Here is a 15,287-nt window from a genome sequence, read left to right as displayed (position 1 = left end):
TCGTTTCCCGATCAGTAATCGTAAGCGATGCGGAAATCGACGCGGGTTTCACCGACTGCGACGCTTTCCGTCCGGGTGAAGGGATAGGACCAGAACAGGGTGCCATTGAGTTTTCGCCACAGCTCAATGTTGAATCCGGCGCCGGTGCTGGCCAGGCTGAAGTGCTGAGGCTGTCCGGGCAAGGCGTCCTTGACCCAGAGGTAGGCGAGGTCGCCGAACACCAGGAACCGCAGCAGCCCCATGTTTTCGTAAAGATGCTGGCCGAGGTCGGGGCTGTAGAACTCCAGCGAGCCGTTGATGCCATTGTCCCCCAGCCGTTCGACCTCGTGGTAGCCGCGCACGCTGAACATGCCGCCGGCTCCCATCTGTTCGTTGCTGATCAGGGGCACATTGGTGACCTGGCCGGTCATCCGTACCTGCATGGACAGGTCTTCCGGCAGCACCTGGCGGTGTCTGACGTCGCCCTTCAGATAGACGTAATTGGGGGTCGCGCCGAAGCGCCGGTTTTCGAATTCCTGATAATCGCCCCAGAACAGGACATGCGTTTCCAGGTTGAGCTGGCTGAACGAACCGTCGTCATAGCCGAGGCTGGCATCGTAGCCGGCCATGAAGGGCGAATAGCTGATCGGTGTCATCTGGGCACCACTGTCGGACAGGATGGCCTGACCGAAGTTTTTGTAATCCCAGCCGAGGGTCGCGTAGTGCCCGAGCCGCTTGGTCAGGCGGGGGAGGGGCTTGATCCAGCGCAGCCCGAAGATTTCGCCGTCGCCCACGACGTTGAGGGCACCGACCGTCGATACGCCGCTCTTGGAATTCAGGCCGATGCCATAGAAGACCATGCGGGCATCGGAATCGAAGATGTCCAGGGGCATCACGTAGGTGCCCGACCAGACTTGGACGTTGTCAGTGTTTTCAGGGGAAATCTGGAACTGCAACGAGGCGCTGTGGTTCAACTGCCAGAGGTTGTCGTAACGCGTCGAGGCGATCAGGCGGGTACGGCTGGTGCCGACGCTGTTGCGGCCGTTGAATTCCAGTCCCGCGTGCAGGGGAAGCTGGTCGTCCACCGCCAGCTCCACTTCCACGGTGCCGGGGGTGTTGCCGGCGCGCATGACGGGGGTCACGGTGCGATCCGCGTTTTCCGACGAGAGTTTGCCCAGCTGCTCCTGCGCGGCGGGCAGGTTGAGCGGCTGGCCTTCGGCCAGGGCCGGTACTTTTTCCTTGATATGGCCGAGGGAGAAATATCTCGAGCCGGTCACTTTCAGCCGGTCGACCTTGCCCTCGCTGACCTTGAGGATCACCACGCCCTCGTTGACGTCCTGTTCAGGGATGTCCACCAGCGCCGCCGAATAGCCGGCGTCGTGGTAGGCTTTTTCCAGGGCTGCGCGGGCGCTCTCGACATCGCCGATCGATTTGCCCGGTCCCAGGAATCCGTAGACGGTCTTTTCGACCACTCTCTGATCGAGTACGGAATTGCCTTCGACCCGGTACTCCCAGACGTCGAAGAGCGGCGCCTGCTCAGCCGCGGCGTCCGGCGGGTTGCCCTTTTCGGCCGTGCTGCCGGCCGGCTCGGCCTTGGCCATGGCAGCAGTCAAGGCAAGACAGAAAGGCAGGCCGACAAGGATGCTGCCGGTGCGCCTCCGCGGCATTGTTTCTTGCATGTGATCCATTCGATATCAGAACGACAAACTTCGCCATTATACGGCGTTATATATCGACAACTATAAATAGCGATAAAACCGGCGTTCCTTTCGGAACGCCGGTTCATGCCCCCGTTGCGGGGATGCGGGGCCGCGCGCGGCCCCGCCACTGCCCCGCTCGATCAGAGCCGGTTCGGCAGGTTGTCGTTGACCACCGGCACGCGGCAGTTGTCCAGAGACAGGCCGGGCGCATGGCTGTAGGGCAGGATCGGATTGTTGGGATCGAACTTGCCATCCGCAGGCGGGGTGTTGCCCGCAGTGGTCACCGCAAGATAACCGCCGAGGCCGAAGGGGTGCACATAGGCGGCGTTGTTCTTGGCGGTCAGGCTGGGGCTGCCAGCATCGGATGCGATCTTCTGGATGATCTTCAGCTTGTCGCCGGTCGGACCGTTGTAGGCGGGTTTGCGCCACTGATAAGTGTTTTCCGCCCAATCCATGTAGTGGCCGCTTGCCGTATTGGCGAGCGTGGGCGCAACGCCATCGATGGCGATGAAACGGTAGTTGTATTTGAGGTTGGCGTTGCGCTCGGTGCTCTGTACCCCGATGGCCCAGGCCTTGACTCCGGCCGCGTTGAATTTACTGTTGTTGGTGCCCTGATTGAAATCATCCAGGCAGGTGTCCACGTTCCCCGAACCCGAGTTCAGGAACACGACCGGTCCTGCCAATGGATTGGAGGTGGAGGCGGGGCTCAGCGCGCTGTCGGTGCAAGGTGCGTTGAGGAAATTGGCATTGGTGGTGGCCTGGGTGCCCGATCCGTTGACCCGGCGGCAGATATAGACCTTGTCGTCCGTGATCGATCCATTGGCGTATTGGGTCAAGTCGCCCTTCGGCTGGCCGCTCTTGTCGACGACCTTGATTTCGCTCCATTTGCCAATGTTTCCGGTGAGCAGGCTGGCGACCTGATACTTTCTCAGGCTGGGCATGCAGGCTTCGGTGTCCTGCCCTTCGCAGCCCGGGTCCAGCGTACCCATGTCGATCTGGGCGCGCTGCAAAGCATCGCGCAGAGACTTGGTCACCGGCGTGTTGAAAACCAGGGCGCCGCCGGAGACGACATCCAAGCGCTGACTGACCTTCGCGGGATCCACCGGAGCCACGCCATCCGGTGTGTTCATGCTCCGGAACATCGAGGGATTGACGTCGGAGACGCCGGCGTCGGAGACCTTTTGCACGAGGTCGCCGGGCTGGGAAATCCGGCACAACCAGTTGCCGCTCGCCGTATCCTTCTGGCAGTTGCCATTGTTGATCACCATGGCGTCGATCGCCTGCTCGTCGAGCACCGGGCCCACCCCCTGAGCGGAACCGCCTGCCGAGCGCTTGTGGAACAGCACCTTGGGGTTGTTGACGGAAAGCCCCGTCACCTTGGACGAGTCGATCTGGCAAAAGATGGCCGTGTGTGCGGAACCGGGGCTAGAGGGGTTCGAGTTGTCTAAATAAACATCGAGCGTTCCTCCCACGCAAAGCTCTTCGAACAATTGCCGGACATTGCCATCCTGGGCCGATGCGCCGGACATAAAGATTTCGATGTCGGGCGATACGCCAGGTTCCAATGCCCAGCCCTGAGCGCAGAATCCCAAAGAGCTAGCCGCGACCGCTGCAGCGATTTTCTTGACTTGCATGAGTTAACTCCTGTCTGTTTGAGAGTGATTGGGTGATTACGCCTGGCGGCCCACCGGTTCCGGCGGGCCGCCGTTCTTGGACCTTGCCGGTGTCAGGGTTCTACCGTGACGTCGATCTGGTCGCAGACGAACGAGGACTTTTTGCTCGGTTTGACGCAAACCCGGAGCACACCCTGTTGTGTGACGTGCTTCTTGCCCGGCTTCCACAAGGTCTGCCCCTTTTTATTGGCGACGCTCTTCAGCTTCTTGAACTTGGAGCCGCCGTTCGTGGAGAACTCGATGTTGACCAACTTTTGGGGTGGAACCTCGGTGGCGGTCCAAGAGATCGATTGCTTTACTTTTACCTTCCATGCAGTGGGTGCATTGATATGGATGGAAGGTCCGGCGGGGCCGCCATCGACCGTGACCGTGGCCTGGGCGGTGTTGGTGGCAGCGCCGTCGCTGACCGTCAGCTGGAATGTGTAGCTGCCGACCTCGGCCGGGGTGAAGCTCGCCTTCGCCTGATTGGCGTTGGTCAGTGTCACCGTGGGGCCGGAGGTCTGCTTCCATGTATAGGACAGAGGCTGGGGTCCGTTGTCGGGGTCGGTGCTGGCGCTGCCGTCGAGGGTCACAACGGTGTTCACCGCCACCGTCTGAGCCGGATTGGTGACGACCGCCGTCGGGGCTTTATTCCCCGATCCCGAGCACAGGGTCGAGGTGCCGGTGCCGCTATAGCTCAGCGCGCCGGCGCTCGATAGGCTCCATGCCCCGAGCTTGGTGATGTGTTCCCCGTTGGGGTCGCCGGTGGAGTTGTTGACGAAATAGAACTCCAGTTCCATGCCGGGGGTGCCTTCGGTGTTGCCGTTGATGGAGCTTCCCATAGTGGGACCCCAGGTGCCCTTGCCGTGATAGGCGAGGTCGTCGGGACCGAACACGCCCGATTTGTTCTCCGCCGCCTGGCCGGGCTTGTTCTCGAACGGTTGGACGTTGAGGGCGGCAATGTAGCCCTGGATCTTCTGGATCGCGTTGTCGATCAGGTTCCATCTGGCGCTGAAAATGTCCTTGCCCTGGCTCGATGTGGCCAGATAGCCCCATTGAGCCATGTTACTGGCATCCTTCAGCAAAGGATTGACCGCCGCGATGTTGTAGACCAGGTTGTTTTTGCCGGCAAAGGCTGCAAAATTGGGATCCTGCGCCAGATTGGCGTCGAGGCAGCCCTGGCCGTTCATGAACTGGACCATATCGACGCCGAGGTCCTTGTAATAGGACTTCTTGCCGTCCACATCCAGGATCGAGATGAACAACTCGCCCGGTGCTCCGAACTTTCCGTCGTTGATGGCCGCGTGGGCCGGGTGCCCCGCGACGACCAGCGTGCCCAGAAAAACCGCTCGCAATTTCTTCATGGTTTTCGCACTCTCCGTAAATGGGAAAAAATCTTGTTCGCCACGCAAACCCGGCGGTGCCAAGCCGGCCGATTCCTGGCGTGGGCGATGCATTGACGCTCCGATGGCCGGTCTCCCCCCGCCCAAAAATCCCATCGGGACACCGGGGCATAGCCGCCGAATGTCCCCTCTGAAGATGAGTGCGCAAAAATAACGGTGTTTTATTACGGCCGTGTGACTTAAAAATTACAATTGAATTGCAATTGTGTGACGGTAGTGGGGTCATGAGCCGCGGGAGCCGGACTCGGGTTTTGCGGGCTATCGGGAAAGGAGAATGGCAGGAGCCCGATTCGGTGACCGAGTCCGGCGGTCATGGTGGTCGGCATTGCCCCAGGGGGCGAGGGAAAAGGAACTCTTTCAGCTCAACGTGGAGCGTCGTAGCGCTGAGGCAGCCCCTTGGGAGAGAGCACGATCTGCCAGAGCTGGATATAGCGGGCGCGGAACGCGCCGGCGAAGCTCAGCAGGTAGAAGCGCCACATGCGGTAGAACCGGTCGCCGTAACGGGGGCGCAGCGACGGCCAGTGCCGTTCGAACCGGTCGTGCCAGGTCAGCAGCGTCCGATCATAGTCCGGACCGAAGTTTTGCCAGTCCTCCATCACCATCCGGTTTTCCGCGGCGGCTCCGATCTGGGCGATGGAAGGGAGCATGGAATTGGGGAAGATATAGCGTTCCACCCAGGGATTGCCGTGATTGTCCGAGGTGTTGATGCCGATGGTGTGCAGCAGGAACAGACCGTCCTCGGGTAGGCGATCCGCCACCAGCTTCATATAAGTTCCGTAGTTTTTGCAGCCGACATGCTCGAACATGCCGAGCGAGTAGGCACGATCGAAGTTTCCCTCGATGTCCCGGTAATCCTTCAGCTCGATCGTGACCGGCAGACCCTGGCAGATTTCCCGAGCATAGCGGGCTTGTTCCGCGGAAACGGTGACGCCATAGACCTCGACGCCGTATTTTTCGGCCGCGAGCTTCGCCGCGCCACCCCAGCCGCAGCCGATGTCCAGCACCCGCATGCCGTGCTCCAGCCCGATTTTGCGGAATACCAGATCCAGCTTGGCCTCCTGGGCTTCATCGAGCGTCGTGGCGCTCTTCCAGTAGCCACAGCTGTAGATCATGCGCCGGTCCAGCATGCAACCGTAGAGATCGTTGCCGATGTCGTAATGGCGCTGGCCGACGTGGAACGCCCGCGCCGCGTGCTGGAGGTTGAACAGGCTGGCCTGCAGGGCGGCGACGACGTCCCGCCAAGAGCGGAAGCGGTCGGCCAGACCGGCGCGGATGATCCGGCAAATGAACTCGTCGATCCGGTCGCAGTCCCACCAGCCGTCCACGTAAGACTCACCGAGTCCCAGCGAGGCATCGGCGAACATGCGCCGGAAGAACGCCGGGTTGTGGACCCGGATATCCCACGGTCGGTCCCCGTCGATCCGGACGCCGGCTTGTTCCAGCAGTGTCTCGAGCCGCTCACGGCAAAAATCGTGGTGGCCTCCTCGCCAGGGCAATGACCTCAAGGTATTGATCGGCATGGTCCGTCCTCCACCTTCATCATTCAGGCTCCGATATTCAACAACGGCAGGAGCACTGGAGCAATACGGGACATCCCGGCCCGCGGGACCACTCTTCGGCCCCTCCGGCGCAACGAAGGGCCGGGCCGGTGCAATCAAGCCAGAACACCGGGTGAAGATTTTCGGGGCGATCTCGACTGCCGAGCCGATTCCCCGGGCTGCAAATGCTGTCCTGCGGGTCTGCATGGCAGCGTGGTGCGGATGCGGATCACGCCGGCCCGGGATATCGACCCGGATCGCCGTCCAGATGGTGTCGAACCCCTTCCGGGCTCTCGACAAATGCCTCGTTCCATCCCATGCGAGGTACCGGACAACGGCCGGCCGCGGCATAGGCCAGCGACCATCCCGAGCTCAAATTCCGGCCTGTTTTGAACAGGACCCGCCGGGGTCGGCAGGATGACGTTGGCGGAGCACCAGCAACTCCTGGTGTCCGGCGACGAGGTCATCGGCGCCGGAGAACTTGGAAGCCGGCCGGCAAGGTTCCAAGCACGGGCTGGTCGGTAATGTTGCGCCAATCCGGTTCTGCATGCGGCGAAATACGTTCGAAACGTTTGCCATCGCCCGGCACGGCTACAGGTTTGCCGTCGTTGTTGGTAACACCGCGATCGTACCGGTACTGGATTGGCTGAGCGTTCCCTGCGCATCCTGTCGGCAAGCGACTGCGCGGGCTTCGCTCAATGTGATGCCCTCTTGCTATGATCAGCAGGGTCGTATCGGTCGATAAATCCGGCAGAGGTCAACGCCATCGGCGTTGCCGCGTATAAGATCTGACCTCGCTCGGGGCGGTCCGGGCTTACACTAGCTGGGGACAAGCGGAAACGAGTGGGGGCGCGGGCTGTCGATGACCAGAGTCAGTCATCCTGGCTGGCGTGTTTCGTGGGCTGTGCTGGTGTATGCCGCTCTTTGTGCAGGCTGCACGCGACACCAGGCATTTCGGCACGCCGCTGTCGCAGCCGAAATCCGCCCGCCGGCGGTCGTGGGTTATCTGCCGTTTCGTACCCTTCCCGACAGCCGCGCCCTGGTTCCGCCGCCTCCTGCGGAAGGATCGGAAGCACTTGCGCTCGACTTGGAGTACAGCCGCAGGAGCTTGGCGTTGCGCGATTCCCCGGCGTGGACGCTGGCGATTTCCGACGCTTATCTGATGTTCCCGCATGCGGCGGGTACCTTTTCCTGCGCGCTGAATGCGCCGATCACGGAAGCGGATACGCCGCACCTTTACCTGCTGCTGCGGCGATCGTTGATCGATGCCGGGCTTTCGACCTACGCCGCCAGAAATTACTACCAGCGGCCGAGACCATTCCTGTCGAACAAGGCACCGATCTGCACGCCGGCGGAGCAGGGCAGGCTGGAGGAGAGCGGGTCGTACCCTTCGGCGCATAGTGCGATCGGCATGGCCTGGGCACTCATTCTCGCCGAGCTCTCACCAGAGCGGACCCCTGAAATCCTTGCCCGCGGCCAGGCGTTCGGGTTGAGCCGCGTCGTTTGCAACGCGCACTGGTACAGCGACGTGATTCAGGGGCGTAACATCGCCTCTGCCACGGTGGCCAAGCTGCATGCCAGCCCGGCCTTTCTTTCGGACTTCAGGGCCGCAAAGGCCGAACTCGCTGCGGTGCGCCGCAAGGATCGGAAACCGCTGCGCGCCTGCCGGAGCGAAGCCGCGGCTGTGGCGCTGCAACGGTCGTTGGCACAGTGAACGGTCTGATATGGTGTGCTTCCACCCTCAGAACAACCCACTGATCCGGCCACTGTCGTCGACATCGATGTGCTCGGCCGCCGGAACTTTGGGGAGACCGGGCATGGTCATCATATCGCCGGCGATGGCGACGATGAAGCCGGCGCCGTTGGCCAGGCGGACTTCGCGGATGGCGACGGTGTGGCCGGTCGGCGCGCCTTTAGCGTTGGGGTCAGTGGAAAAGGACATCTGGGTCTTGGCCATGCACACCGGGTAATGCCCGTAATCGGTGTTCCACGCTTCGAGCTGGGCCTTGACCTTGGCGTCGGCGTCGATGCCGGCGGCGCCATAGATCTTGGTGGCGATGGTTTCGATCTTGCTCCACAGCGGGGTTTCGTCACCGTAGACGAAGGTATGCCGACCCGGCTGGTGGTCGACGATGCCGGCAACCGTCCTGGCCAGCTCTTCCGCGCCTTTGCCACCCTCGGCCCAGTGGCGGGCGAGAACCGCCTTCACGCCCAGCGCTTCGCATTGCTTCATCAGCCAAGCGATTTCGGCTTCGCTGTCAAAACTGAAATGGTTGATCGAAACCACGCAGGGCAGGCCATAGTGCTCGCGGATGTTGTGGACATGCCGTTCCAGGTTGGCGAAGCCGGCTTCCAGCGCGGCGAGGTTCTCCTGGTTGAGATTTTCCTTGATAACACCGCCGTGGAATTTCAAGGCACGCACCGTGGCGACCAGCACCACGGCGGCAGGGTTGAGTCCAGCCATGCGGCACTTGATGTCGATAAACTTCTCGGCCCCCAGGTCGGCGCCGAAGCCGGCTTCGGTCACCACGTAATCGGCCAGCTTCAACGCCGTTTTAGTGGCGGTGACGGTATTGCAGCCGTGGGCGATATTGGCGAACGGCCCGCCGTGGATGATCGCCAGGTTGTTCTCCAGGGTCTGCACCAGGTTGGGTTTGATGGCGTCCTTCAACAGGGCGGCCATGGCGCCGTGGGCCTTGAGGTCACGGGCATAGACCGGGGTTTTGCCGTCGCTTTTGTAACCGACGATGATGCGGCCTAAGCGCTCCTTCAGGTCCGCCATGCCGGTGGCCAGGCACAGGATGGCCATGACTTCCGAAGCCACCACGATGTCGAAGCCGTCCTCGCGCAGATAACCGTTGGCGGTACCGCCCATGCCCACCACTATCTTGCGCAAAGCGCGGTCGTTCATGTCGACTACGCGCTTCCATTGGATGCGACGCGGGTCGATAGCGAGTGTGTTGCCGTGGTTGATGTGGTTGTCGATCAGGGCCGATAGCAGATTGTGGGCGACGCCGACGGCATGGAAGTCGCCGGTGAAATGCAGGTTGATGTCCTCCATCGGGACCACCTGCGCATAGCCGCCGCCGGCCGCGCCGCCTTTGACGCCGAAACAGGGGCCGAGCGAGGGTTCGCGCAGACAAATCACGGTCTTCTTGCCGATCCGGTTCAGCGCATCGCCCAGCCCCACCGTTGTCGTGGTCTTGCCCTCACCGGCCGGGGTCGGGCTGATGGCAGTGACCAGGATCAGTTTGCCGTCGGGTCGGTCCTTCAGGCTATCGATATAGTCGAGCGCTACCTTGGCTTTGTAGTGCCCGTAAGGGTCGAGGCTGGCGGCGGGAATGCCCAGCTTTTCACGGGCCAGGTCGATGATGGGCAGCATCCGGGCACACTGTGCGATTTCGATATCGGACATCGGTTCCTCTTGTTCGTGTTCAGGTCAGGCCGCCGCTTCCGGGCCTGAGTCGGGGCGCCATCTTATCAAGTTGGCGCGGGGCCGGCAGCAAGCGGGATGGCGCGCAGATCGGCGCATCCGCTGCCTCTCAAGGGCCGGAGGGATCGAGATCTTTCAGCCCCTCGAGCGCCGATACGTAGACCGCAGGGGAGACGCCTATGTCCCCCCGGAAAGGATTGTCCAACGCAGCGATGAGGAATATCACGAATCCCAGAAACAGGGAGAAAATCCCCGTGAAAAACAGGTGGGTTTTGAGCGATGGCAAACAGAACATATATGTCAGCATGATGGAAAATACCGCGCCGGCCATGATCACGGTCCAGAACACCGAAGGTATGCCGGCGTCCACGGCGTTTATCCGCATGCGGCGGGCCTCGACCACCTTGTTGAAGGCGGTAAAGGCTTCCGAAAGCATGATCTGTTGGTTAGCCGTGGCGGGTTGATAAGCGGTCAGGATTCCCTGGAAATCGGATAGGATACGGGTGCCGCCATTTGCTGTTTCCCCCCGCCTGTGGGCGGGAAAGGCAACGTCGATGACGAAATGCAGGTATTGTTTCAGACGGTCTTGGAGTTCGTGCCGTTGGGGTTCAGGAAATGCGCAGACATCCCGGTACAGCACGAAGATCAGCTCGGCTTCCTTGCTGGCGGTCGCCGTGGCGGCCTCTTGGTTTTGCCATGTGCCCACGGCGACCAGCCCCGCCAACAGGCTGTACATCACTCCGACGGCCGCGAGGAAGCCGTTCACTGTGCTATTGGTTCCTTCGGACAGACGAAAGATCCGGGCGGTCCACCGTCTCGATACGATAAGGCCCAACGCGGCCACGAGCACGAATGTGGAAATTGTGATGAGGCCGAATAACCAGTTGGGTATGTCGTATATCCGATAGGACAGGTCGTATATCCAATTCATGTGGCGAACGTTACGGGTGGTTTTGACGAATCATGGGCCTTCAGTGACGGGCGGATTGGAGGCCGCTTATCTCCAGTGCCATTCCTTGGCAGTCCGGTCGTGACCCGTCGGGAAAGCTTGCACATGTTTTCATTTTCGAACTCTTCCTTGCGCTGGGGATGGAAAATTTCCGGTCATATAAGCCCGAGACCGGATGGCGCGACCGCCGCGGCGCATTGGCTGACGGCGCTTGCCGCCGGTCATCGTCCGGGTGGGCCTTTCATTCGTCTGTTGCCATCGGTTGCTTCCTGCACCTCGCCGTGTCCGGTATTCGTGGACGGCCTCGAATACATCCGAGCCGTTCAGGCCGTGCCCAGTTTATCCGGGATATTTGTCCGTCGTCGCACGAGTTCGGTCGGGCTGCGCGGTGCCAAAACTTTGCCGACTCCTTTCCCGCTATGAACCGGCTGTCACCCACAGGGGGGCGAGCGCGTTGGGGGCATTTTACTTTTTACGCGCCGTTTACGCTTTGGTAGGCCATCTTTAGGGCATCTTTATCGTGAAACCGCTAGGCTTACTCATCCAAAATCCACTGTCCAGGGGGCAAGGCTATGGACGTTTTCTATCTCGCCGTGTTGGCCGGCGTGTTCATCGTGACGATCGGCCTGGTGTATGGCCTGGCAAATCTGAAGGGGGAAGAATGAGCTGGATTCATTTGCTGGGCGCGGTGCTCGCGCTGGGAATCTTCGTGTATCTGGTGTTCGCTCTCCTTTTTCCGGAGGAATTCTGATGACGGCCAACGCTTGGCTACAAATCTGCGTATACGTCGGTGTGCTGCTGGCCATGGCCAAGCCGCTCGGCAGTTACATGGCAGCGGTGTACGAGGGGAGGTCAGCGGCAGTGCGCTTGCTGGCACCGGTCGAGCGCTTCATTTATCGCATCACCGGGGTCGATCCTCGCGCGGAAATGCGCTGGACCGGCTATGCCTTCGCCTTCTTGGTGTTCAACCTGCTGGGCGTTTTGGCGGTCTATGTGCTCCAGCGGTGCCAGGGATTCTTGCCTTTGAACCCCCAGGGGCTGGCTGGGGTTGCGCCGGATTCGGCCTTCAATACCGCGATCAGTTTCGCCACCAACACCAACTGGCAGGGCTATGGCGGCGAGACGACCATGAGCTATCTCACCCAGATGCTGGGACTGACGGTGCAGAACTTCGTGTCGGCCGCCAGCGGCATGGCGGTGCTGGTGGCGCTGATCCGGGGCTTCGTCCGCAAGAACGCCGACACTATCGGCAACTTCTGGGTCGATATGAGCCGCAGCACACTCTATGTCCTGCTGCCCTTGTCTTTCGTCCTGGCTTTGCTGCTGATTGGGCAGGGGGTGGTGCAGACCTTCGGTCCTTACCGGACCGTTCCACTGGTCGAAACCACCCGTTACGATCGGCCGAAGCAGGATGAAAGGGGCCAGCCTGTGGTCGATGCAAGCGGCAATCCGGTGACCGAAAAGATCACCGTAAGCGAGCAAACGTTGGCTTTGGGGCCGGCGGCATCGCAGGTCGCCATCAAGCAGCTCGGCACCAACGGCGGTGGGTTCTTCAACGTGAATTCGGCCCATCCGTTCGAGAATCCGACGCCGTTTTCAAACTTCCTGGAAATGCTGGCGATCCTCGTGATATCCGGGGCACTGTGTTACACCTTCGGGGTGATGGTCGGAGATACCCGCCAGGGCTGGGCGATCCTCGCCGCCATGACGCTCATCTTCGTTCCTTTGGTTTTTGTTGCGGCGTTCAGCGAACAGAGCGGCAATCCCGCCTTCGCCGCCTTGGGTGTCGATCCCGTCGGCGGCAACATGGAGGGCAAGGAAACCCGCTTCGGCATCGTCAGCTCGGCCTTGTGGGCGACGGCTACGACGGCGGCGTCCAACGGCTCCGTCAACGCCATGCATGATTCTTTCACGCCCTTAGGCGGCCTGGTGCCGATGTGGCTCATGCAGTTGGGCGAGGTCGTGTTCGGCGGCGTGGGTTCCGGGCTGTACGGGATGCTCGTGTTCGCCATCGTGGCGGTGTTCGTCGCCGGCCTCATGATCGGCCGCACTCCCGAATACCTGGGCAAGAAGATCGATGCCTACGAAATGAAGATGGCCGCCATCGTCATCCTGGTGCCGCCTGTGGTGGTTCTGGGTGGGGCGGCCATCGCCGTGGCGGTGGATGTCGGCAAGGCTTCTGTCGCCAATCCCGGAGCCCATGGTTTCAGCGAGATCCTCTACGCCTTCTCGTCCGCCGGCAACAACAACGGCAGCGCCTTCGGCGGACTGTCGGCCAATACGCCCTTCTATAACACCATGCTAGGCCTGGCGATGTGGTTCTCGCGCTACTGGGTGGCGGTGCCCGTGTTGGCGATTGCCGGGGCGCTGGCCGCCAAGAAATATGTGCCGCCGGGCGCGGGCACCTTGCCGACCCATACGTCGATGTTCGTGGGGCTTCTAGTCAGCGTGGTCATTATCGTCGGCGCGCTGACTTTCATACCGGCGCTGGCACTGGGCCCCATCGTCGAACACCTCACAATGATCGGCGCGAAATAGGAGGAATAGTTCATGACTCATCAAACCGTGAGACAAGGCTTGGTCGACCGCAGGATCGTTGCAGAGGCTTTGCTGGAGTCCTTCCGGAAGCTGGCGCCGCAGAGGCAATTGAAGAATCCGGTGATTTTCGTCGTCTACATCGGCAGTCTCTTGACCACCATGTTGTATTTCCAGTCGCTTACTGGAGGGGGCGAGGAATCTGCGGGGTTCGTCCTGGCGATCACACTCTGGCTGTGGTTCACCGTCCTTTTTGCCAATTTCGCCGAGGCGGTGGCGGAAGGGCGGGCCAAGGCCCAGGCCGCCACGCTCCGGCGTAGCAAGCGCGAGGTCATGGCGAAAAAGCTGGACGAGCCACGCTATGGCTCCAATTACAGCAAGGTGGCGGGATCGAGTCTGCGCCGCGGCGATGTGGTGCTGATCGAAGCCGGCGATATCATCCCCGCCGACGGCGAAGTGATCGAAGGGGTGGCTTCGGTCAACGAAAGCGCCATCACGGGCGAGAGTGCGCCCGTGATCCGCGAATCCGGCGGCGATTTCAGTTCGGTGACCGGCGGTACCCGGGTGCTCTCGGACTGGCTAGTGGTGCGGATCACGGTCAACCCGGGCGAGGCGTTCCTCGACCGCATGATCGCCATGGTGGAAGGCGCCAGGCGCCGGAAGACGCCGAACGAGATCGCTCTGACCATCCTGCTGGTGGCGCTCACCCTGATCTTCCTGTTGGCGACCGTGACCCTCTTGCCGTTTTCGATCTATAGCGTGGAAACGGCCGGGGAGGGCCGGCCCATCACGGTCACCGTGCTGGTGGCGCTCCTGGTGTGCCTGATTCCCACCACCATCGGCGGCCTGTTGTCCGCGATCGGTGTCGCCGGCATCGGCCGGATGATGCGCAAGAACGTCATCGCCACCTCCGGCCGGGCGGTGGAGGCGGCAGGGGACGTGGACGTGTTGCTGCTCGACAAGACCGGCACCATCACCTTGGGCAACCGCCAGGCCTCTGCTTTTCTGCCGTTGCACGGTATCGGCGAGCGGACACTGGCGGACGCCGCGCAACTGGCTTCTCTGGCTGACGAGACGCCAGAAGGTCGCAGCGTGGTGGTGCTGGCCAAGCAGAAGTACGGACTCAGGGAGCGCGATGTGCGCTCCCTGGGAGCGACCTTCGTTCACTTCAGCGCCCAGACGCGGATGAGCGGCGTCAACCTGGAAGGGCGCCAGATCCGGAAAGGGGCGGCCGATGCCATCCGCGCCTATGTGGAGGCGCAAGGCGGCAGTTTCCCCGAGGAAGCGCAGAAGCTGGTCCATGACGTGGCGCGCCGCGGCAGCACGCCGCTGGTAGTGGCCGAAAATGGCGGCGTGTTGGGGGTGATCGAGCTGAAGGACATCGTCAAGGGCGGGATCAAGGAGCGGTTCGCGGAAATGCGCCGTATGGGAATCAAGACCGTCATGATCACCGGCGACAACCCCCTGACCGCGGCCGCCATCGCTGCCGAAGCGGGGGTGGACGATTTCCTGGCGGAAGCGACGCCCGAGGCCAAGCTCAAACTGATCCGCGCTTACCAGGCTGAAGGCCGGCTGGTGGCGATGACCGGGGATGGCACCAACGACGCACCGGCGCTGGCGCAGGCCGACGTGGCCGTGGCCATGAACACGGGCACCCAGGCCGCCAAGGAAGCCGGCAACATGGTGGACCTGGATTCCAATCCCACCAAGCTCATCGAAATCGTGGAAACCGGCAAACAGATGCTGATGACCCGTGGTGCCTTGACCACCTTCAGCATCGCCAACGACGTCGCGAAGTACTTCGCCATCATCCCGGCGGCATTCGCGACCACTTATCCGGCGCTGAATGCGCTCAACATCATGGGGCTGGCGACGCATGCCAGCGCCATTCTGTCGGCGGTGATCTTCAACGCCCTCATCATCGTTGCACTCATCCCACTGGCGCTGAAAGGGGTGAGCTACAAGCCGGTGGGCGCATCGGTGTTGCTGCGCAACAATTTGCTGCTCTATGGCGTCGGCGGCCTGATCGTGCCCTTTGTCGGCATCAAGCTGATCGACTTGTTGCTCGTCGCCCTGGATCTCGTCTGAAGGATAGCTA

At 61.6% G+C, this 15,287-nt stretch carries 10 protein-coding genes; 4 read left to right on the top strand and 6 right to left on the bottom strand.

Annotated elements, in window-relative coordinates; translation table 11 throughout:
* Positions 1 to 11: 11 nt before the first annotated feature.
* From N4J17_RS00445 to cfa, 4 genes are all read right to left on the bottom strand, one after another.
* Positions 12 to 1,658, bottom strand: coding sequence for a ShlB/FhaC/HecB family hemolysin secretion/activation protein (locus tag N4J17_RS00445; RefSeq protein ID WP_232470366.1), 1,647 nt, complete (start codon positions 1,656 to 1,658; stop codon positions 12 to 14).
* Positions 1,659 to 1,819: 161 nt separating this feature from the next.
* Positions 1,820 to 3,313, bottom strand: a complete 1,494-nt coding sequence (locus N4J17_RS00440) for a hypothetical protein (protein WP_198322456.1) — start codon at positions 3,311 to 3,313, stop codon at positions 1,820 to 1,822.
* Positions 3,314 to 3,405: 92 nt separating this feature from the next.
* Positions 3,406 to 4,695, bottom strand: a complete 1,290-nt coding sequence (locus N4J17_RS00435) for a PKD domain-containing protein (protein ID WP_198322457.1) — start codon at positions 4,693 to 4,695, stop codon at positions 3,406 to 3,408.
* 401 nt (positions 4,696 to 5,096) lie between these two features.
* On the bottom strand, positions 5,097 to 6,254 hold the full coding sequence (gene cfa / locus N4J17_RS00430; RefSeq protein WP_198322458.1) for a cyclopropane fatty acyl phospholipid synthase: 1,158 nt from the start codon (positions 6,252 to 6,254) through the stop codon (positions 5,097 to 5,099).
* Between the two features lie 880 nt (positions 6,255 to 7,134).
* Between cfa and N4J17_RS00425 the strand changes: the two genes are divergently transcribed.
* Positions 7,135 to 7,986 carry an acid phosphatase gene (locus tag N4J17_RS00425; protein ID WP_232470367.1) on the top strand — a complete coding sequence of 284 codons (852 nt, stop codon included), beginning with the start codon at positions 7,135 to 7,137 and terminating at the stop codon, positions 7,984 to 7,986.
* 27 nt (positions 7,987 to 8,013) lie between these two features.
* Here the strand turns inward: N4J17_RS00425 and N4J17_RS00420 are convergent, their stop codons facing one another.
* Entirely contained in the window at positions 8,014 to 9,687 is a 1,674-nt protein-coding gene (locus tag N4J17_RS00420) for a formate--tetrahydrofolate ligase (protein ID WP_198322459.1), read from the bottom strand.
* 127 nt (positions 9,688 to 9,814) lie between these two features.
* A complete protein-coding gene (locus N4J17_RS00415) occupies positions 9,815 to 10,636 on the bottom strand; it encodes a DUF4239 domain-containing protein (RefSeq protein WP_255527225.1) in 822 nt (273 codons plus the stop codon).
* Positions 10,637 to 11,315: 679 nt separating this feature from the next.
* Here N4J17_RS00415 and kdpF point away from each other — a divergent pair.
* Genes kdpF through kdpB form a run of 3 tightly spaced genes read left to right on the top strand, consistent with a single transcriptional unit; the run spans position 11,316 to position 15,277 of the window.
* Entirely contained in the window at positions 11,316 to 11,405 is a 90-nt protein-coding gene (gene kdpF, locus N4J17_RS00410) for a K(+)-transporting ATPase subunit F (protein ID WP_198322461.1), read from the top strand.
* Entirely contained in the window at positions 11,405 to 13,192 is a 1,788-nt protein-coding gene (gene kdpA / locus N4J17_RS00405) for a potassium-transporting ATPase subunit KdpA (RefSeq protein ID WP_198322462.1), read from the top strand. The genes kdpF and kdpA overlap by 1 nt, the downstream gene beginning before the upstream one ends.
* Positions 13,193 to 13,204: 12 nt before the next feature.
* Positions 13,205 to 15,277 (top strand): potassium-transporting ATPase subunit KdpB, encoded by a 2,073-nt coding sequence (gene kdpB, locus N4J17_RS00400; protein WP_198322463.1) that lies wholly within the window; start codon positions 13,205 to 13,207, stop codon positions 15,275 to 15,277.
* Positions 15,278 to 15,287: the final 10 nt, after the last annotated feature.

It is taken from the genome of Methylococcus capsulatus, assembly GCF_036864975.1.
In the GTDB taxonomy this organism is placed as follows: domain Bacteria; phylum Pseudomonadota; class Gammaproteobacteria; order Methylococcales; family Methylococcaceae; genus Methylococcus.
This window is presented reverse-complemented; position numbering and strand designations above follow the sequence as displayed.